Annotated in this window: 17 protein-coding genes and 1 tRNA gene; 11 read left to right on the forward strand and 7 right to left on the reverse strand. The window is 69.1% G+C overall.

Annotation, left to right across the window (positions count from 1 at the left end; all coding sequences use genetic code 11):
• Window positions 1-74 precede the first annotated feature (74 nt).
• From ACTJJ4_RS09860 to ACTJJ4_RS09870, 3 genes are all read left to right on the forward strand, one after another.
• Window positions 75-1,232 carry a cystathionine gamma-synthase gene (locus tag ACTJJ4_RS09860; protein ID WP_440943134.1) on the forward strand — a complete coding sequence of 386 codons (1,158 nt, stop codon included), beginning with the start codon at window positions 75-77 and terminating at the stop codon, window positions 1,230-1,232.
• A 173-nt stretch (window positions 1,233-1,405) separates the two neighbouring features.
• A complete protein-coding gene (locus ACTJJ4_RS09865) occupies window positions 1,406-2,689 on the forward strand; it encodes a multidrug effflux MFS transporter (protein ID WP_440943262.1) in 1,284 nt (427 codons plus the stop codon).
• A 46-nt stretch (window positions 2,690-2,735) separates the two neighbouring features.
• Entirely contained in the window at window positions 2,736-3,980 is a 1,245-nt protein-coding gene (locus ACTJJ4_RS09870) for a GNAT family N-acetyltransferase (RefSeq protein ID WP_440943135.1), read from the forward strand.
• 69 nt (window positions 3,981-4,049) lie between these two features.
• On the opposite strand, the gene ACTJJ4_RS09875 is transcribed toward ACTJJ4_RS09870, so the two are convergent.
• A tRNA-Ser gene (locus ACTJJ4_RS09875) sits at window positions 4,050-4,134 on the reverse strand.
• A 57-nt stretch (window positions 4,135-4,191) separates the two neighbouring features.
• The gene (locus ACTJJ4_RS09880; protein ID WP_440943136.1) at window positions 4,192-4,653 is read right to left on the reverse strand and encodes an Lrp/AsnC family transcriptional regulator; all 462 of its coding nucleotides are present in this window, start codon (window positions 4,651-4,653) and stop codon (window positions 4,192-4,194) included.
• Between the two features lie 224 nt (window positions 4,654-4,877).
• On the opposite strand from ACTJJ4_RS09880, the gene ACTJJ4_RS09885 reads away from it, so the two are divergent.
• The gene (locus ACTJJ4_RS09885) at window positions 4,878-7,202 is read left to right on the forward strand and encodes a transketolase-like TK C-terminal-containing protein (RefSeq protein ID WP_440943137.1); all 2,325 of its coding nucleotides are present in this window, start codon (window positions 4,878-4,880) and stop codon (window positions 7,200-7,202) included.
• Between the two features lie 47 nt (window positions 7,203-7,249).
• On the opposite strand, the gene ACTJJ4_RS09890 is transcribed toward ACTJJ4_RS09885, so the two are convergent.
• Both ACTJJ4_RS09890 and ACTJJ4_RS09895 read right to left on the reverse strand, forming a co-directional pair.
• Window positions 7,250-7,927 carry a phosphoribosylanthranilate isomerase gene (locus ACTJJ4_RS09890; RefSeq protein ID WP_440943138.1) on the reverse strand — a complete coding sequence of 226 codons (678 nt, stop codon included), beginning with the start codon at window positions 7,925-7,927 and terminating at the stop codon, window positions 7,250-7,252.
• Window positions 7,928-7,961: 34 nt separating this feature from the next.
• Window positions 7,962-8,813 carry a MurR/RpiR family transcriptional regulator gene (locus tag ACTJJ4_RS09895; protein ID WP_440943139.1) on the reverse strand — a complete coding sequence of 284 codons (852 nt, stop codon included), beginning with the start codon at window positions 8,811-8,813 and terminating at the stop codon, window positions 7,962-7,964.
• Between the two features lie 117 nt (window positions 8,814-8,930).
• Between ACTJJ4_RS09895 and ACTJJ4_RS09900 the strand changes: the two genes are divergently transcribed.
• From ACTJJ4_RS09900 to ACTJJ4_RS09915, 4 genes are read left to right on the forward strand one after another with little or no spacing between them, the layout of a single operon-like run.
• Entirely contained in the window at window positions 8,931-10,217 is a 1,287-nt protein-coding gene (locus tag ACTJJ4_RS09900) for an ABC transporter substrate-binding protein (RefSeq protein ID WP_440943140.1), read from the forward strand.
• Window positions 10,218-10,254: 37 nt separating this feature from the next.
• On the forward strand, window positions 10,255-11,199 hold the full coding sequence (locus tag ACTJJ4_RS09905) for a carbohydrate ABC transporter permease (RefSeq protein ID WP_440943141.1): 945 nt from the start codon (window positions 10,255-10,257) through the stop codon (window positions 11,197-11,199).
• Complete coding sequence (locus ACTJJ4_RS09910; RefSeq protein WP_440943142.1) at window positions 11,196-12,110, forward strand: carbohydrate ABC transporter permease; 915 nt, start codon at window positions 11,196-11,198, stop codon at window positions 12,108-12,110. Before ACTJJ4_RS09905 ends, ACTJJ4_RS09910 begins: the two co-directional genes overlap by 4 nt.
• A 46-nt stretch (window positions 12,111-12,156) precedes the next feature.
• A complete protein-coding gene (locus ACTJJ4_RS09915; RefSeq protein WP_440943143.1) occupies window positions 12,157-13,347 on the forward strand; it encodes a trans-sulfuration enzyme family protein in 1,191 nt (396 codons plus the stop codon).
• A gap of 214 nt (window positions 13,348-13,561) precedes the next feature.
• Here ACTJJ4_RS09915 and ACTJJ4_RS09920 read toward each other — a convergent pair whose 3' ends face one another.
• From ACTJJ4_RS09920 to ACTJJ4_RS09930, 3 genes are all read right to left on the reverse strand, one after another.
• The gene (locus tag ACTJJ4_RS09920) at window positions 13,562-14,710 is read right to left on the reverse strand and encodes a hypothetical protein (protein ID WP_440943144.1); all 1,149 of its coding nucleotides are present in this window, start codon (window positions 14,708-14,710) and stop codon (window positions 13,562-13,564) included.
• 38 nt (window positions 14,711-14,748) lie between these two features.
• A complete protein-coding gene (locus tag ACTJJ4_RS09925; RefSeq protein ID WP_440943145.1) occupies window positions 14,749-15,729 on the reverse strand; it encodes an ester cyclase in 981 nt (326 codons plus the stop codon).
• A 184-nt stretch (window positions 15,730-15,913) separates the two neighbouring features.
• Window positions 15,914-16,915, reverse strand: coding sequence for a LacI family DNA-binding transcriptional regulator (locus ACTJJ4_RS09930; RefSeq protein WP_440943146.1), 1,002 nt, complete (start codon window positions 16,913-16,915; stop codon window positions 15,914-15,916).
• A 99-nt stretch (window positions 16,916-17,014) separates the two neighbouring features.
• Between ACTJJ4_RS09930 and hisD the strand changes: the two genes are divergently transcribed.
• Genes hisD through ACTJJ4_RS09945 form a run of 3 tightly spaced genes read left to right on the forward strand, consistent with a single transcriptional unit; the run spans window position 17,015 to window position 19,892 of the window.
• Window positions 17,015-18,352: a histidinol dehydrogenase gene (gene hisD, locus ACTJJ4_RS09935; protein ID WP_440943147.1), complete on the forward strand. Its 1,338-nt coding sequence runs from the start codon at window positions 17,015-17,017 to the stop codon at window positions 18,350-18,352.
• Window positions 18,349-19,107 carry an SDR family NAD(P)-dependent oxidoreductase gene (locus ACTJJ4_RS09940; protein ID WP_440943148.1) on the forward strand — a complete coding sequence of 253 codons (759 nt, stop codon included), beginning with the start codon at window positions 18,349-18,351 and terminating at the stop codon, window positions 19,105-19,107. The genes hisD and ACTJJ4_RS09940 overlap by 4 nt, the downstream gene beginning before the upstream one ends.
• Complete coding sequence (locus ACTJJ4_RS09945) at window positions 19,107-19,892, forward strand: HpcH/HpaI aldolase family protein (protein ID WP_440943149.1); 786 nt, start codon at window positions 19,107-19,109, stop codon at window positions 19,890-19,892. Before ACTJJ4_RS09940 ends, ACTJJ4_RS09945 begins: the two co-directional genes overlap by 1 nt.
• Window positions 19,893-19,911 lie beyond the last annotated feature (19 nt).

Consider the following 19,911-nt stretch of genomic DNA (forward strand, 5'->3'; position numbering starts at 1 on the left):
CGTAACAGGAAGCCGGATGCCCTGGTCGCCGGGCGTACCGTGGGCACACCGCCCCACACGACCTGAGGAGAGTCATGACCGACCGCGCCTTCGCCACCCGAGCCATCCACGCGGGTCAGGAGCCCGACCCGACGACCGGCGCGATCATCCCGCCCATCTACCAGGCGTCCACGCACGTGCAGGACGGCATCGGCGGATTCCGGGAGGGCTACGAGTACAACCGCGCGGGAAACCCCACGCGCTCGTCGCTCGAGACGCAGCTCGCGGCTCTGGAGGGCGGCGCCTCGGCGCTGTCGTTCTCGTCGGGGCTCGCCGCCGAGGATGCGCTGCTGCGCGGCATCCTGCGGCCCGGCGACCACGTGCTGCTCGGCAACGACGTGTACGGCGGCACCTACCGCCTGCTCACGAAGGTGCTGGCGCCCTGGGGCATCGAGACCACCACGGTGGAGCTGCAGGACGCGGATGCCATCCGCGCGGCGCTCCGGCCCGAGACGAGGATCGTGTGGCTGGAGACCCCCAGCAACCCGCTGCTGAAGATCGTCGACATCGCCGTGGTCGCGGAGATCGCGCACGCCGCCGGTGCGGTGCTGGTCGTCGACAACACGTTCGCCTCGCCGGCGCTGCAGCAGCCGCTCGCGCTCGGAGCCGACATCGTGGTCCACTCGACCACCAAGTACCTCGGCGGGCATTCCGACGTGCTCGGCGGGGCGGTGGTGCTGGCCGACGACCGGTTCGAGGAGGCGGTGCGCTTCCAGCAGTTCGCCGTGGGTGCGGTGTCCGCGCCCCTGGACGCCTGGCTCACGACGCGCGGCATCAAGACGCTCGCCGTGCGGGTGCGTCAGCACAGCGAGAACGCCCAGGCGATCGCCGAGTGGGCGGCGGCGCGGCCGGAGTTCTCCGAGGTCTACCACCCCGGCCTCGCCTCGCACCCCGGCCACGAGATCGCCGCACGCCAGATGAGCGGCTTCGGCGGGATGCTGTCCCTCGGTCTTTCCGGAGGCGCGGCAGCCGCGCGCGCGTTCGCCGAGTCGACCACGCTGTTCCAGCTCGCGGAGTCGCTCGGCGGTGTGGAGTCGCTGATCGGCTACCCGCCGGAGATGACGCACGCCTCGGTGCGCGGCACCGCGCTCGCCGTCCCCGAGAACGTGGTGCGGCTGTCCGTCGGAATCGAGGACGTCGCGGACCTCATCGCCGACCTGGAGGAGGGCCTGGCGCGCGTCGCCGCACGCTGAGGCCGCGCTGCGCAGAATCCGCAGCGCGCTGCGGGGCGAGTAACATGGAGGACTTCCCCTGCGTCGAAACGATTCGAGCGCAGCTTCCGCTCCTCCCTCGAAAGTTCCCCGTGAGCGACGACCGCACTCCCACCGGCAGCATCCGGGCCATCACCGGAACCATCCGCACCTCCATGCCGACCGGTGCGATCCGCACCCTCGGGGCGAACCCGGCGACCGCGCCGATCATGCTGCACCCGGGCGACGCGATCTCCACCGGACGCCGGGTGCTCTACATCCTGCTGCTCGGGGCGCTCACGGCGCTCGGGCCGTTCACGATCGACCTGTACCTGCCAGCGTTCCCGCAGCTGGAGGCGGACTTCTCCACGTCGGCGGCGATGATCCAGCTGACGCTCACCGGAACCATGATCGGCTTCGCGATCGGGCAGCTGATCGTCGGGCCTCTCAGCGACAAGGTCGGGCGCCGCGTGCCGCTGATCGTGGTGACAGCACTGCACGTGCTCGCCAGCATCGCCGCCGCGGTCGCGCCGGATCTGATCCTGCTGGGTGCGGCGCGCGTGGTGATGGGCATCGGAGCGGCCGCCGGCGGCGTGGTGGCCATGGCGATCGTCCGCGACCTGTTCGGCGGGCGGCGACTGGTCGTGATGCTCTCGCGTCTGTCGCTGGTGTCGGGCGTCGCCCCCGTGGTCGCGCCGATCATCGGCTCGGGGCTGCTGACGATCATGCCGTGGCGGGGCATCTTCGTGGTCCTGGCCGGCTACGGCGCGGTGATGCTGCTCGCAGCGATCCTGCTGCTGCCCGAGACGCTGCCGAAGGCGCGCCGGCAGGAGCGCGGGTCCAGCACCGTGCTGCAGCGCTACCGCAGCGTGTTCTCCGATCGGGTGTTCGTGGGCGTGCTGATCATCGGCGGCATGACGTTCTCCGGCCTGTTCTCGTACCTGTCGGCCTCGCCGTTCCTGTTCCAGCAGACGCACGGGCTGAACCCCCAGGCGTACGGGCTGCTCTTCGCGGCGAACTCGCTCGGGGTGGTCGGTGGCGTGCAGGTGTCCGCGCGGTTGGCGGCGCGGTTCGGGCCGCAGTGGGTGATGGCGTTCTCGACGGCTCTGCTGCTGATCTCGGGCGCGACGATCATCGTGTGCGACCAGGTGGGCGCCGGGTTCTGGGGCACCGTCATCCCGCTGTGGCTGTTCATGACGGCCTGCGGATTCACATTCCCGTGCGTGCAGGTGCTCGCGCTCGACCGGCACGGCAAGGCCGCTGGCACGGCGGCATCCGTGCTGGGCGCGAGCAACAACGGCGTCGCCGCGATCATCTCGCCCGCCGTCGGGCTGATCTCGGCCGGGTCCGGCATCACGGCGACCACCATGGCGATCGTGATGGTCGGATGCGCGGTGGTGGCGATCCTGTCGCTGTGGCTGATCGTGCGCCCGCGCACGGTCGCCATGCTCGCGCCCTGACGCGCATGATGCCGGGTCGATCGGGCCGGGCAGGCAGAATGGGACGATGACCAGGGCCAGGATGCTGATCGCGGCGGGCAGCATGCTGGCGATCGCCGCCGTGATCGGCTGGACCGTCGTGATGCTGCCTGGTGGCGCGGTGAACGGTCTCGACCAGGGCTGGCACGATCTGATGGTCGAGGTCAGGCAGCCGTGGATGCTGGCGCTGTCGTACGTGCTGAACTACGTCGGCGGGGGATGGCGGGCGGGCCTCGCCGTGCCACTGGTGCCGATCGGGATCCTCCTGCTGCTGCGGCGCTGGCGGGTCGCGGTGCTCGCGGCCGCCGCACTGCTGGTGAGCGTGGGACTCGCTCAGCTGATGAAGGCGCTGTTCGACCGTGCGCGGCCGGAGGACATGCTGGTCGTCTCGGACCCCGGATCATTCCCCTCCGGGCATACGACGAACGCCGCCACGCTCGCGGTGCTGCTGTACCTCGTCTGGCCGCGGCGCTGGACGGCAGCGGCCGGCATCGTCTGGACGACGGCCATGGCGCTGTCGCGGACCGTCCTCAGCGTGCACTGGCTCACCGACACCGTCGGCGGGGCGCTGGTCGGCGTCGCGGCGCCGCTGCTGGTCGCCGCGGCGGCCGGAGCCTGGGCGTCGCTAGGCTGGACGGGTACTGGAACGCCCGATCCCAAGGAGTCGCCCGTGTCGAGCATCCGCCCCTACCGTCCCTCGGATCGCGAGGCGATGTACGAGGTGTGCGTGAAGACCGCGGATGTCGGTCGCGACGCGACCGGGCTCTTCCGGGACGACCGGCTCTGGGGCGACATCTTCGCGGTGCCCTACGTGGAGCGGCATCCGGATCTGGCCTGGGTGGTGGAGTCCGAGGACGGGCGCACGATCGGGTACATCGTGAGCACAGACGACACCGAGGCGTTCGAGACGTGGTTCCGCGACGAGTGGTGGCCGGGCGTCGCGGACCGGTACCCGCTGTCGGGCGAGAGCGAGCCGACCCGTGAGGACGGCATGATCGGCTACGCGACCCGCCGCGGACCCGGGCGCCAGGAGCACGCGACCGAGTACCCCGCGCACCTGCACATCGATCTGCTGCCCGAGACGCAGGGCCAGGGGCTGGGACGCCGCCTGATCGACACCCTCTTCGACGAGCTGCGCCGTCGTGGCGTACCCGGTCTTCACCTGGGCATGAACCCCGCGAACGCCGGCGCCGGCGCGTTCTACGAGCGTCTGGGGATGCACCGCCTGTACTCCGCGCCCGACACCACGATGTACGGCATCCGCTTCGACTGACGTGTACTGCGTCTCCGCGTCGACACATGAATGAAGGCCCCCGCTCAGCGGGGGCCTTCATTCATTCGGCGGTGACGGCGGGATTCGAACCCGCGGTTGCTTGCACAACACACGCTTTCCAAGCGTGCTCCTTCGGCCGCTCGGACACGTCACCAGGAAACAACCTGTCCATCCTATCCGATGCGGAAGCCGCTCATGAACACAGGGGCGCTCACAGCAGCTGCTGGATGCGGTACGGCACCATCTCGCGCATCACCAGGCCCGTGCTGGTGCGCTTGACGCCGTCGACGCCGAGGATGCGGCCGGCGACCCGGTACAGGTCGTCGGCGTCGCGTGCGACGACCTGGATCATGAGATCGGTGATCCCCGAGAGGCCGAGCACCTCGATGACCTCGGGGATCTCCGACAGCGCCTCACCGACCTGATCGAGTTTCCGCTGCGTGACGCGGGTGAGCACGTACGCGCTCAGCGGGTAGCCCAGCGCCGCCGGGGCGATGCGGCGCTGGAAGGAGCGCAGCGTCCCGTCCTCGTCGTATCGGGAGAGGCGTGCGCGGACGGTGTTGCGTGCGAGCCCCGCCGATTCGGCGAGGGCGACGATCGTCGCGCCCGGGGTGCGGATCAGCCGGCGCAGCAGCTCCCGGTCGGTGCGGTCGGCGGTTCTGGTGCTGGACACAGTGCTCACCATCCTTGTTCTCGATCGCGGGATTCTGCCCGTTCTGCTCAACATCGATGTCGACTATTGTCCATCACGGCACCTCTTGCTCCAATAGGGGAAACATCTGCTTCATCTCCGGGCATCGGCGCGCATCATGCGCCTGCAGCCCGTGGTCCCAGAAGGGCCGGAGCATCCGCGGATGCCGGCGAGGACGCCGCATCCCATTCCGAGGAATCCGTCGCATGAACGCCTTCGCCGCACCCGTCGTCGACTCCGCAGCAGACCTCCGCACGCTCGCCGCGATCGAGCAGCGGGTGCTGTGGCTGTCGACATCGATGATCCACCACGCCAACCGCGTCCGTCCCAACCCTTCCGGACTCAAGGTGGGAGGACACCAGGCGTCCAGCGCGTCCATCGCGACGATCATGACGGCGCTGTGGTTCGACCAGCTCCAGCCCGAGGATCGCGTGTCGGTGAAGCCGCACGCCTCTCCGGTGCTGCACGGCATCCACTATCTGCTCGGTGAGCTCGACGACCACCACATGGGCTCACTGCGCGAGTTCGGCGGCATCCAGAGCTATCCGAGCCGGTCGAAGGACCCCGACACGGTCGACTACTCCACCGGCTCGGTGGGGATCGGCGCGACCGCACCCATCTGGGGCGCGATCGCCCGCCGCTATGCGGCGACGATCTCGGGGGCGTCGGCGCAGGGGCGGCAGTACTCGCTGGTCGGGGACGCCGAACTCGACGAGGGGGCGGTCTGGGAGGCGGTGCTCGACCCTCATGTGTCCGCCCTCGGGGAGATCGTCTGGATCGTCGACCTGAACCGGCAGTCGCTCGACCGGGTGGTGCCGAACATCGCCGCAGGCAGGCTGGAGCGCATGTTCGATGCCGCCGGGTGGCAGGTCATCACCGTGCCGTTCGGGCAGCGGCTCGAAGCGCTCTTCTCGCATCCGGGAGGCGCGGAGCTCCGCCGGCGGATCCTCGACATGCCCAATGCGGAGTACCAGCGGCTGCTGCGCTGCCCCGCGGCGGAGCTGCGCCACCGCCTGCCGGGGGCCGAGGCATCGGCTCCGGCCATCCGCGCTCTGCTCGAGACCGTGGGCGACGACGAGCTGATCGCCACGATCCGCAACCTGGGCGGCCACGACCTGGCGACGCTGCGTGAGGCGTTCGCGCAGATCGACGACGCGCGCCCGACGGTGATCATCGCGTACACGATCAAGGGGAACGGGCTCCCGACGGCCGGGCATCCGCAGAACCACTCCTCGCTGCTCACGCACGAGCAGTACGCGCAGCTCGCGCAGGAGGCCGGGATGGATCCGTCCGCCCCGTGGCGGCGATTCGAGCCCGACTCCCCGGAAGGGCGGGCGTGCGCGGCCACCGCACGGCGTCTGAGCCGCGACCCCGTTCCGGCCGCGGTCGTCCCGGCCGTGCCCGCGGACTTCGGCCGCACGCCGACCGGCAGCGGCACGACGCAGGCGGCGCTCGGTCGCGTGCTGCTCGATCTCACCCGATCGGCGCCCGACGTCGCACGCCGGGTCGTCACCGCGAGCCCGGACGTGAGCACCAGCACGAATCTCGCCGGCTGGCTGAACAAGGTCGGCGTGTGGTCGACCGACGACCGGCAGGATTGGTTCGAGGACGACCCCGAGACGATCATGCACTGGCGCGAGCGGCTGAGCGGTCAGCACATCGAACTCGGGATCGCCGAGGTCAATCTGGTCAGCCTGATCGGCGAGCTGGGGACGACGTGGAGCCGCTGGGGGCAGCCGCTGTACCCCATCGGGGTGCTCTACGATCCGTTCGTCGAGCGCGCACTCGAACCGTGGTCGTACGGCATGTACGCCGGCGGGCAGTCGATCCTGATCGGCACGCCGTCGGGCGTCTCCCTGGCAGCGGAAGGCGGCGCGCACCAGTCGATCAAGACGCCGTCGATCGGCATCGAGCAGCCCGAGCTGCTCAGCTACGAACCCGCCTTCGTCCAGGAGGTGGAGTGGTCGCTGCTGGCGGCGATGTCGCAGATGGCCCGACCGGGTGGGCGCTCGGCGTATCTGCGCCTGTCGACCAAGCCCGTCGACCAGAGCCTCGCGGCGATCCCCGCCGACCCTGCGGCCCGGGAGCGCCGGCGCCGCCAGGTCGTCGCGGGGGCCTATCGGCTGCGCACGGCGGATGCGCCCGTGGCGACGCTGGTCGCGATGGGCGTGATGGTCCCGGATGCCCTGCGCGCCGCCGGCCGTCTGGCTGCGCTCGGCAGGGAGGTCGACGTGGTCGTGGTCACCAGCCCCGGGCTCCTCTTCGAGGCGGTGCAGGCGCGCGGCGGGCAGGGGAGCGCGGACACCTGGATCCTCGATCAGGTGCTGCCCGCGGAACGGACCGTGCCGATGGTGACGGTACTGGACGGGCATCCGCACGCGCTGGCGTTCCTCGCCGGCGTCCAGGGCGTTCCCGCCCGCCATCTCGGCGTGAGCCGGTTCGGGCAGGCCGGCGACCTCGCCGACGTCTACCGGTACCACGGCATCGACGAGGACACCATGGTGCGGGCCGTGCTCGATCTCGCCGAGTAGGCGGATGCCCGCCGAGCAGGCGGATGCCCGCGCGACCGCGGCCGCTCTCAGACCGCGGCGACCGCGGTCGCGCCTTCGACGAACGCGGCCACGGCGTCGAGGTCCTTCTCGAAGCGCCCGTCCCCGAGAGGGCGGTTCGTGAGCGTGAGCGAGTCCACGCCCCACGGACGCACGGCCGCGATCGACTCGGCGACGTTCGCCGCGGAGAGACCGCCTGCGAGGATCACCGGGATTCCCACGCTCGCGACGATCTCCGCACTGCGCGACCAGTCGTGCGTCACACCCGCGGCGCCCACCCCCTGCACATCGGTGGTGTACGAGTCCAGGATCAGGTAGTCGGCGACCTCGGCGTATTCCCTGGCCATCGCGATGTCGTCCTCGGCGCCGACCGCTATCGCCTGCATGATCTCCATGCCGGCGGGCAGCATTCCGCGCAGCTCCCGCACGTCGTCCGGCGTGACGGCGCCGATCTCGCCGCACAGGTGCAGGATGTCGGGGCGCACGGCCGCCGCCATGCGCGCGATCTCGGCCAGGTCGGTCTCAACGCTGAGCGCCACCGAACGCGCGCGTCCGCGCAGTGCTGCCACCGCTTCGGCGGCGACAGCCTCGCTGATCTGGCCGGGCAGTCCCACGGTCGTGGGCGTGAGACCGACGTGGTCGACCCCGCGCTCTGCGAGCGCGACCGCTTCATCGGCGGACTGCGCGGTGTAGATCTGGACGATCATCGTGTACGACTCCTCTGTGGGGTGGGATCGAGAGCTAGAACGAGCTCTCGACGATGGATTGGCCCGCGCGCTGATCCCTGCTCAGCACGTCGGCGAGATGACGGTGGCTGTACGCGACGCAGAGGGCGTCCAGAAGGGCGAGCTGGCAGAGACGGGCCGCCAGGGGCTCGTTCCTGGTCTCGTGCGAGACGCTCTGCAGCACCACGTCGGCGACCTTGGCGAGGTGCGATTCGCGGTTTCCGGTGACCGCGAGCACCTTCGCGCCCGCGCGCCTGGCGCCCTCGGCCATGCTGACCACCGACCGCGTCTCGCCGGAGTACGAGATCGCGACGACGAGGTCACCGGGGTCGAGCAGTGCGGCGTGGATGTTCTGCACCTGCGAGTCCTGAGGGGCGTCGCAGCTGATGCCGAGTCGCCGGCAGCGCTGATAGAACGACTGGCCGACGACGCCCGACGTGCCGACGCCCCCGACGAGCACGCTGCGCGACGTCTCGAGCAGTTCGAGTGCGGCGGTGAAGTCGTCCTGCGCGATCACGTCCGCGGTGTCCTGCAGGGAGAGGGCGGCGTGCGCGAACACCTTCCGCGCGATGGTCATCGGGTCGTCCCCGTCCGCGACATCGTCGTGGATGAGCTGCATCGGAGTCGCGAGGTCCCGGGCGAGTGCGAGCTTCAGGTCGGTGTAGCCCGCGAATCCGGCATTGCGGCACATCCGCAGCACGGTGGTGTCGCTCACATCGCATGCTTTCGCGACGTCGATCATCGATGCCTCGAGGAGGTGCTCCGGCCGGGTGAGGATCCAGTCGGCGACGCGGCGCTCGGTGGTGGAAAGACCGGGAAGGGCTGCACGCAGGAGCGTCATCGCTCCGGCTCTCTCATGGGATGCCATGCGTCCTATCCTCGCTTCCGATCTGGCCGGCGGATCGTAATGTGGTGCTACCACATCCAACTCGATGAGTATATTGTGATACCACGTTTCCCGACAGTGTCGTCAGAAGGAGTCCTCATGAACCGTCACCTCCGCAAGGCCGCAGCGGCGGCGCTTGCCGTCGGCGCGCTGGTCGCGTTGTCCGGTTGCGTGGGCAGTGGATCGGCCCCCGCCGCAGGAGGCGGCGCGGACAGCCTGACCATCTGGCACGCCTACGCCGGGCAGGCCGACAAGGTCGAGTTCATGAAGTGGGCGATGGACGGCTTCAAGAAGGAGCATCCGGAGGCGAAGATCAAGGAGGTCTCCGCCGAGCAGTCGTCGTACAAGACCAAGCTGCAGACCGCGATGTCCACGGGCGACGCGCCCGACGTCTTCTACACCCTGCCGGGCGGGTTCCTCGACGCCTTCGTCAAGAGCGGCCAGGTCGCCGACCTCGACGACGCTCTGGCCGAGGACGGCTGGGGCGACAGCTTCATCCCGGCCGCGATGGACTCGGTCACCTTCGACGACTCCACCTACGCAGTGCCGATCGACATCGATGCCGCCGTCGTCTGGTACAACAAGGCGCTCTTCGAGAAGAAGGGGTGGACGACGCCGAAGACGTGGGACGAGTTCGTGCAGCTCAGCGAGAAGATCGCGGCCGACGGCATCGTCCCCGTGGCGCTCGGCAACAAGGACAGCTGGCCGGCGACCTTCTGGTTCCAGTACGGGCAGATGCGCACGGAGGGCAGCGGTCTGGTCACCGACTTCCTGAACGGCGGCAAGATCGCACTCGACGCCAAGGGCGCGGAGCCGCTGCAGACCCTCGCGCAGAAGAAGCTCCTGCCGACCGGGGCGAACGGCATGTCCGATCAGGAGGCGAACCTGCTGTTCCTGAACGGGCAGGCGGCCATGGTGCTCAACGGCACGTGGCAGATCGGCATGTCGGCCGACGCGCCCGCCGGCTTCGAGCTGGGGTACTTCCCGTTCCCGACCGTCGCCGCCGGCAAGGGCGACCAGACCGACACGCTCGCCGGCGTCGCGGCCGCCTTCGCGATCTCGGAGAAGGCGAAGGACAAGAAGCTGGCCACCGAGTTCCTGCAGTACATGACGAGCCCCGACGTGATGAAGAAGTACGTCGAGCTGCGCAAGACCATGGTGACGCTGAAGGGCGCGACCACGCCGGACGTGGCGGGCCCCGTGCTCTCGGGCATCGTGTCCGACATCATCGAGCCGGCCGGGCACCTCGACCCGTTCTACGACACCGCTCTGCCGCCGAAGGCGACCACGGTCTACTACTCGACGCTGCAGGGTCTGATCGAAGGCTCGGTCGACGCCCAGCAGGCCGTCGACGCGATCAACGAAGCGATCAGCGCGGGGAAGTGAGCGGGTGCGCAGCGAGATCCGGTCCGAGGGGGCGCCCATGACGAGCGCTCTCTCGGAGCGCGCCCGGCGCGGTGGGCTGCATCGCGCCAAGCGCCGTGAGTCGCTGATCGCCCTGCTGTTCCTCGTCCCCGCCCTGGCGTTCCTGGCGATCTTCGTCGCCTACCCGCTCGCCAACGCGGGCATGCTGTCGTTCTTCAAGTGGGACGGCTTCTCTCCCCGGGAGTGGGTCGGGATCGACAACTTCGTCAGGCTCGCCGCGGACGGGGTGTTCTGGTCGTCGCTCAGGAACAACGTGCTCATCGCCGTGGCGGCGATCGTGTTCCAGGTCGGGCTCGGCATGGTCATCGCCTACTGGCTGGTGCGGGTCATCCCGCGGTTCAAGCGCGCCGCGATGTTCCTCTACGTCATCCCGGTCGTGATCAGCGAGATCTGCATCGGCCTGCTGTGGCAGTTCGTCTACAACCCCTACTTCGGCCTGCTCAACGGGTTCCTGCGCCTCATCGGCCTGGGCGACCTCGCGAAGGGATGGCTCGGGGACAAGACCCTCGCGATGCCCGCCGTGCTCGTGGTCATGAACCTCACCTACCTGGGGCTCTACATCCTGCTGTTCGTCGCCGCGTTCCAGGACGTCGACGAATCGGTGTACGAGGCCGCATCCCTGGACGGCGCGGGTCACTTCCGCACCTTCTTCGGCATCAGCGCGCCGATGATCGCCTCCAACGTGCAGGCGACGGTGCTGCTCGCGGTGGTCACCTCGTTCAAGACCTTCTCCCTCGTCTTCGTGATGACGCGGGGTGGGCCGAGCAACGCCACGGACGTCATCTCGACGTACCTGTTCAAGACCGGCTTCGGCAACTTCGAGGCGGGCTACGCCTCGGCGATCGGCATCGCGCAGCTGCTGATCACGGTGCTCGTCGGCGTGTTCGTGCTCACCGCCACGCGGCCCCGCCGATCCAAGGCGATCAAGGAGGTCGCACGATGAGCCAGGCGACCATGGCCGTCACCATGCCCGACGAGGCGCTCACGCCGCGCCGGCGGCGCAGACGCGAGCGCGAGCAGCTCCCGCGCACCAGGCTCAGCGCGGGCGTGGTCACCGTCATCGCGCTGCTGGGCGTGCATCTGGTCGTGGTGCTGTTCCCGTTCGTCTGGATGATCTACAGCTCGTTCAAGACGAACCAGCAGTTCCAGCAGTCGGTCTGGTCGCTGCCGTCCAGTCTGCAGTGGGACAACTACGCCACGGCGCTCGCCGACGGGTCCCTCGCCCTGTATGCCGGGAACTCGCTGATCGTCACGCTCGTCTCGGTGCTCATCACCGTCGTCATCGCCACGGCGGCCGGGTACGCCTTCGTCGTGTACCGCACGCGCTGGATGCCCGTCGTGGAGATCGTCATGCTCGTGACGATGGCGATCCCGGCCTACATCGCCCTCGTGCCGCTGGTCGCGATCATCCGCGAGATGGGGATGCTGGACACTCTGCCCGGGGTGATCCTGCCGACCGTGGCGTTCAACCTGCCGATCTCGGTGCTGATCATGCGCGGCTTCTTCGCCACGGTTCCGCGCGATCTGATCGAGGCGGCGCGCATCGACGGGGCATCCGAGCTGTCCGCCTTCGCGCGGGTGATGGTGCCGATCGCGAAGCCGGCCATGTTCACCACCGCGATCGTGAACGTCATCTGGGTGTGGAACGACTTCCTCTTCCCGCTCGTCATCCTCAACAGCCCCGAGCGCAAGACCCTGCCGCTCGGGCTCACCGACTTCGTCGGGGAGCGCACCACCAACTACCCGGTGCTTCTCGCCGCGATCCTCCTCGCCGCCCTCGGCTCGTTCCTGGTGTACCTGGTGTTCCAGCGCCACGTCATCGGCGGGCTGACCAGCGGCGCGCTCAAGCAGTGATCTGACGGCGCACGCCGCATCAGCACTCGAACAGAAAGGACCTTCCGTGGACAACCCGCAGGAGCTGAGCCTCGCCAGCCGTGCCGTGTTCTACTCGCCCGAGGAGAGCACGCAGTCGATCAGCTACCCGATCTTCATGTCGGCCAACTACCAGTACGACGGCGACGCCTACGACCAGGTGGTCGACGGCGCCCGGCGCAGCGTGAACATCTACAGCCGCTGCGGCAACCCCAACGAGTACAAGCTCGACGACCAGATGGCGCTGATCGCCGGCGCGACGGACGCGCTGGCCGTGGCGTCGGGCATGGCCGCGGTGTCGCACGCCGTGCTCGGCCTGCTGCGGGTGGGCGATCACATCGTGGTGGATCTGACCACCTACAGTTCCACGCACGAGTTCTTCGACCACCGCATCCAGGACTTCGGCATCGAGGTGACCTTCGTGGACTCCGCCGACGTGGAGGCGGTGCGCGCGGCGATCCGCCCCGAGACCAAGGCGGTCTACGTCGAGACCATCGCGAACCCGACCATGAAGGTCGCTCCTCTGCGGGCGATCACCGAGCTCGCGCATGAGCGCGGCATCGTGGTGATCTGCGACAACACCTTCGCGAGCCCGATCGTCTGCCGTCCGCACGAGCACGGCGTCGACATCGTGCTCGAGAGCGCCACGAAGTTCATCGGCGGGCACAACGACGCCGTCGGCGGCATCATCAGCATCAACTCCGAGATCCTTCCCGCCGACTGGCTGGAGCAGATCCGCTGGAACACGCTGACCAAGCTCGGCGGGGCCCTGTCGCCGTTCAACGCCTGGCTGCTGCTGCGCGGCATCCAGACGCTTCCGCTGCGCGTCGAGCGGATGACCGAGAACGCCGGCCGTCTCGTGGAGTGGCTGGAGGCGCACCCCAAGGTGCAGCGCGTCTACTACCCGGGCCATCCGTCGCACCCGCAGTACGAGGCGGCACGGGAGCAGCTCGACTCTCCCGGTGCGATGCTGGCGTTCAGCGTCGCCAGCGAGGAGGAGGCGGCGCAGGTATGCAAGAGCCTGAAGCTCGCCTCGTTCGCGGCCAGCCTCGGCGGCGTGCGCACCGTGACCCAGCTTCCGGCGACCATGGCCTTCCTCGACATCCCCGAGGAGGAGCGTCAGCAGATGGGCGTCACCCAGGGCATGATCCGCGTGTCGGCCGGCATCGAGAAGATCGACGACCTCATCGCCGACTTCGCGCAGGCGCTGGGAGACTGACGACGTGCAACAAAGGGATGGCGGGGTGCCGGGCGTGGAGGTCGTGCTTCTGGGCGACCTCAATGTCGACCTGCACCTCGACATCCCGGTCTATCCCGGGCCGGGGGGGGGGGGGGGGGGGGGGGGGGGAGGGAGGGGGAGGGGGGGGGGGGGGGGGGGGGGGGAGGGGGGGGGGGCCCCCCCCCCCCCCCCCCCCCCCCCCGCCACATCGTCGTCAGTCGTCTTCTGTCGCGGTGACCATCACACCGAGGGGCGCGAGGTATCCGTTCGGGTCGACGGTGGCATCCGCGGCTGCGGCAGCCTCGACGACTTCAGGTGCCCACTCCGGGTACACCCGATCGTCTCCTCCGTTGATCACGAGCACCTCGCCAGCACCGGACTCGCCGTTCTCGACGCAGGTGAACGAGCGCCAGGCTCCCACGGGCACCGAGAACGAGTCGCCGGGACCGAAGCGCAGCGCGGTCGCGGGGTCGCCATTGAGCACGACCTCCCACTGGCCCGACTTGACCAGAAGCGCCTGCGTCTGCTCCTGGCGGTAGCGCAGCACGCCCTGGCCCGCCTCGGCACGCACCCACGCGAGGTTGAACGAGTGCGGCTCGTGGATCGAGGGCACCTGACGGCGGTTCTGCGTCATCCCGTACCCGATCACCAGCGCGAGGTCGACCTTCCCGCCCTCGACCGCCGTGCACAGCAGCGCGTGCGAGTCGTAGCGCCGGTCGCCCGGCTGCACGACGCGCGACCGCATCTCCTCGACGGAGTACGAGGTGAGCTCGTCGATGTAGTGCTGCTTCATCGGCGTGATCAGCTGGACGCCCTCCGGGAGGACATCGCCTGCCACCGTGTCGATCAGCTGGTTGTCGGCCGTGAGGTGCAGGCCATAGGACTCCGCCTCGCGCAGCACCGAGGGCCCCCAGATGATGCCGCCCGTGTCGTCACGGCCGAGCACCGTGTAGAGGATGCCGTCGTCCGGGCCCTCGTTGGTGAATCCGCGGAAGATCCAGGTCGGGATGGAGATGATGTCGCCATCGTGGCTGACGTACTCGCCCTGCTTCCCGTCGACACCCCACCGCAACCGGAACTCTCCGCCGAGGTTGACGAACACCTCAGCGGTGAAATGCAGGTGCAGGTTGTTGGAGATGCCGTTGGGCATGCCTGCGGCCCCGGTGTTGAATCCGTGCTGTTCGGTGAGGTTGATGTACTGGTTCGCGTTCTGCGAGACACCCACGCCGATGAAGGAGTAGTTCTCCTTCTTGTCGGATCCGGGCGTGCGGCAGTCGATGAAGGCCGCGTTGCAGGCGACCCAGTCCGACTTGCGGATCGTCCGTCGATCGATCTCGGCCGCATCGACGATGACGTCGTTCATTTCACTCTCTCCTTGTCGCCCCGATGGGCATTGATCGTTCAGTAGATGTTCGAGGGGCCGACTGGCTCGTCGCCGCGCATGCCGGCGATCTGCGCGCGCAGGGCGATGTCGTCCCACAGCCGCACTTCCTTGACCAGGGCTCCCTGGTGGAAGGTGAACTGCGAGATGCCGAGCACGTCCACCGGCTTGCCGGTGAGCGGGCCGTAGTTCGCGCGGCCGTTGTAGTCGCCGACGAACTTCCAGGTGACGGCGACGCGCAGCCCTGCGTATCGGACGTCGTAGTTGGTCTGGATGTCACGGATCTCGAACCGCCCGGACGGGAAGGACTCCAGGAAGCGCAGCAGCGCACGCCGGTAGCCCTCGGGGCGGATGACGAGTCGGTTGCCCACCGTGAGGAGGACCAGGTCGCGGTGGAAGTAGCTCTCGACCTTCTGCAGGTCGCGGTCGTTCCACACCGTGTTGATCATGTCGATGACCAGCTCGACCTCGCTGCGATAAGCATCGGGACGGACGCCGGAGTCACCCGCGGCGATCGGATCGGCGGGCGCAGCCTCGGTCCACGAGCCCTGATAGCCGCGGAACGCCTGCCGCCGGGCGAGCTCGTCGAGATCGGCACCATGGGCGAGCGCACCGGCAAGGGAGTCGCGCACGACCCACTCCTCGACCATGCGTCCCCGGCGATAGAGGCAGTTGGCGATGGTGCGGCTGTACTCGGAGGTCTGCAGGTGACCGGAGAGCACGAGGTGCGAGCTGAGGAAGGCGTCGTCGCCGCGCGCTTCCCAGATGACGTCCTCGGCCTGGCCCGTGCGGTCGGGGGTGTCCGAGATGCGCATCAGGGTGCCCTCGATCACCTCGTCCCGGGTCGTGGAGGTGCCGTATGCGCCGTGGACGATGGAGTCGGGCTCGTAGTTCTCGCGGATGTAGCTGATCGACCGGTCCACCCAGATCAGGTCGGTCACCTCGCGGATGAAGTCGTCGGGATCCTTGTACGGCTGGTATGCGACCGGGTCGAGAGGCACGCTGTTGCTCCTTTGCTGCTGTCCTTGTCGACGAAGTCCGCTTGAGAGATCGTCGATGATGGCAGTGTATGCGTATGCATTGCGAGATGCAAGGGTCGATCCTGGAACACGCGCTTGCTCAGCGCGATGCGCACCCGGATCGCGGGCGCGACAAGACTCAGCCCCGCCGCTGCGCCTGCACCCCTCAGCGAGCGCGCGGCGTCCCGACGGTGCTGCGAGCAACGAACGACGACTCGAAGCGCAGTTCGCTGCGCTCGGCGTCCGGATGCTCGATGCGGCGGACGATCAGGTCGGCCGCCGCGCGGGCCATGCCGGTGATGTCGTAGCCGATGGTCGACAGGTCGATGATGGGCCAGGCCGCCTCAGGGAGGTCGTCGAAGCCGATGATCGACAGGTCATCGGGGACCGAGAGTCCGGCTCGCCGCGCGGCGTTCAGCGCACCGTACGCGACCACGTCGTTGCCGCAGAACAGCATCGTGGGCGGGGCATCCCCGGCGAGCAGGTCGGCCGCCACCCTTTCGCCCTCGACGGCGTCATAGGGAGCCCTGCGCACGCATGACTCCGGCAGCAGAAGCCCGCGGGCGGAGAGGGCACTGCGCAGGGCCGCCTCGCGGACCTGCGCGGTGCTGGTGTTCGCCGGCCCCAGCACGGCGCCCACCCGCACGTGACCGAGGTCGGCGACGAGGTCGACGGCATCCCGGTAGCCCGCGGTCGGGTCGACCACAGCGGCATCGGCGCTCACCAGCGAGCCGATGCGATTGAAGTAGACGAAGGGCATGCCGCGATCGCGCAGTCGAAGCGGTGCGACCGAGTCGACCGTGGATGTCGCCAGAAGCACGCCGTCGAGGCCGTTGGCGGCGAGGCGCTCGGCGACCGTCTCGTTGTCGGCGGTCTCGGTGTGCAGCATCAGCTGATAGCCGAGTCGCTCGAGCTCGCGATGCACGGGCGCGATGATGTGCGAGTAGAACTGGTTGTCGAGATCCGTCACCAACAGGCCGATGCGCCGCGTGCGCCCGGACGACAGTGCACGACCCGCCTCGCTGGGTACGTACCCCAGCAGCTGTGCGGCATCGCGCACGCGCTTCTTGGTGTCCTCCGACACCCGGGCGTCATCTCGCAGGGCGCGCGAGACGGTGGGCTGCGATACGCCGGCCAGGCGTGCTACATCGCGGCTCGTGACCACCATGCGGATCCCCCTCCTGTGGTTCATCGGATTCTAAACCCTTGACCGCCGATGCATACGGGGTCATAATCTCAGCATACGTATGCATTGAGAGGAAGGCCCATGGCCCTGTATCTGAAGTCCGCTCCCACGAAGTCGTTCGCGGACACCGCCCAGCACGACGTCGCCGAAGCCGTCAGCGCGGTCATCGCCGACATTCGCGCCGATGGGGACGCCGCCGTCCGCCGCTATGCGGAGAAGTTCGATCGCTGGAGCCGGGACTCCTACCGCCTCGACGACGAGGAGATCGAACGCATCATCGGCACCCTCGACCCCCAGGTGATCGCGGACATCGAGTTCGTCCAGGCGCAGGTGCGCCGGTTCGCCCAGGCGCAGCGCGACACGCTCATCGACATCGAGGTCGAGACGCTCCCCGGCGTGCTGCTGGGCCAGAAGCACGTCCCCGTCCAGGCCGCCGGCGCCTACATCCCGGGTGGAAAGTACCCGCTGACGGCGTCCGCCCACATGACGATCATCACCGCCAAGGTCGCGGGCGTCCCCCGCGTGGTCGCCTGCACGCCGCCGATCCGCGGCGAGATCCCCGCAGCGACCGTCGCCGCCATGAAGATGGCCGGCGCCGACGAGATCTACATCCTGGGCGGCATCCAGGCGGTGGCGGCCATGGCCGTCGGCACCGAGACGATCGCCCCGGTGAACATGATCGCGGGCCCCGGCAACCCGTACGTCGCCGAGGCGAAGCGCCAGCTGTTCGGCGAGGTCGGCATCGACCTGTTCGCCGGCCCGACCGAGATCCTCATCGTGGCCGACGAGACCGCGGACCCGTTCTTCACCGCCGTCGACCTGCTCTCGCAGGCCGAGCACGGGCCGGAGTCGCCGGCAGTGCTCGTCACCACTTCGCGCGAGCTCGCCGACCAGGTGCTCGAGCTGATCGACCGCATCCTGCCCGACATGCCGACCAGGGACTACGCCGAGGTCGCGTGGCGCGACTGGGGCCAGGTGATCGTCGCCGACGACCTCGACGAGGCGTACCGCATTGCCGACGGCTTCGCCTCCGAGCATGTGCAGATCTTCACCGCGGCGCCGCGGGAGGCACTGACGAAGATGCACGACTACGGAGCGCTCTTCCTCGGAGAGAACACCTGCGTCTCCTACGGCGACAAGGTGATCGGCACCAACCACGTGCTCCCGACTCTCGGCGCCGCGCGCTACACCGGCGGCCTCTGGGTCGGCAAGTACCTCCGCACCGTCACGTATCAGGAGGTCGTCGACACGGCATCCTCCGCGCAGCTCGGCGACGTGCTCGGCCGTGCGGCCCGGGTGGAGCTCTTCGAAGGGCACGCCCGCTCAGGAGACGCGCGCGTCTGGCGGCACGAGGGCAAGAGCTTCGATTGGATCGATGCCGCACTCGCGACGACCGGCGCGGCTCGGGCGACGTCGTGACCTCGCTGCGCGGACGCACCGCCGTCGTGACCGGCGGGGGCAGCGGACTCGGCGCCGCGATCGCGACCGCGCTGCACGACGCCGGCGCACAGGTCGTCGTCGTCGGGCGGGACGAGGCCAAGCTCACGGAGGTGGTCCGCCGACTCGGCGAACGCTGCCGCGCACTGACCTGCGACGTGGCGGATGCCGGATCCGTCGACGCGCTGCGTGAGGCGCTGACCGGCACCGACGTCTCGATCCTCGTCAACAACGCCGGCATCCCCGGACCCGTCGCCGCTCTCACCGACATTGATCCCTCGGACTGGGATGAGGTGTTCGACGTGAACGTGCGCGGGACCTTCCTGCTGTGCCGCGCCTTTCTTCCCGGCATGGTCGAACGCGGTGACGGAGACGTCATCAACGTGGCATCCGTCTCGGGCAAACGACCGCTCGCCCATCGCACCCCGTACTGCGCCTCGAAGATGGCGGTGATCGGGCTGACCTCGACCCTCGCGTTCGAGGTCGGCCCCGCGGGCGTGCGGGTGAACACGCTCTCACCGGGACCGGTCGCCGGGCCGCGCATGGAGCGCAACTTCCGCCTCGAAGCGGAGCGATCGGGAACGTCGATCACAGATGCCGAGCAGGCGTTCGTCTCCCGCGCCGCGCTGGGCCGGATGATCACTGAGGAAGAGGTCGGTGCCGCGGTGGTCGCCATGCTCGGGATGCCCGGCATGTGCGGCGCGGACGTGGATCTCTCCGCCGGGATGGTGGCGTGATGGCGGCCTCGCTGCGTCAGCGCGCGCTGCGCGGAGACCGCCTCATCGGCGCTCTGCTCCGCATGCCTTCGGAAGAGTTGGTGGAGATGTCGGCGGTGGCCGGCATGGACTTCGTGCTGATCGACTGCGAGCACGGTCCTGCGGACGTGATCGCGCTGCGGCATCACATCGTGCTCGCCTCGGTTCACGGCGTGCCCGTGATCGTTCGAGTCGGCGAAGACGATCCAGGACAGATCCTGCGGGTGCTCGATCAGGGGGCCCAGGGAGTTCTGGTGCCGCACATCGACTCCCGTGAGCAGGCGGATGCCGTGGTCACCGCCGCGCTCTACCCACCGGACGGCACGCGCGGCTTCGCGACCTACAGCAGGGCCGGACGGTTCGGAACCGTTCCGGCGGCCGAGCACCGTGCCTGGTTCCTGGAGAACACTCTGGTGCTGGGGATGATCGAGTCGCCGGACGCGGTCGCCGCCGTGCGCGAGATCGCCGGAGCGCACCGGCTGGACGGCCTGATGATCGGGCCGTCCGACCTCGCCGCAGCATCCGGCCCTTCCGACCCATCGCTGCCGGAAGCCACCGCGAAGGTCGACGCCGCGTTGCGCGCGGAGGGCCGCCTGCGAATGGACATCGTGGGCGACGCCGCAGCCGCGCAAGCGGCGTTCGCCGACGGCGCGCAGCTGGTCGTCTACAACCTCGCGCATTCGCTCATGAACCACCTCGAGCATCTTGTCGAAGGCAGGCCCTGGCCGCGCCGGACGCCCACGGGCCCGACGCCGACCCAGCGCTGATCGCTCTGCTCGAACGTCC

Origin of the sequence: Microbacterium sp. 22195 (assembly GCF_052056515.1) — a bacterium.
Taxonomy (GTDB): domain Bacteria; phylum Actinomycetota; class Actinomycetes; order Actinomycetales; family Microbacteriaceae; genus Microbacterium.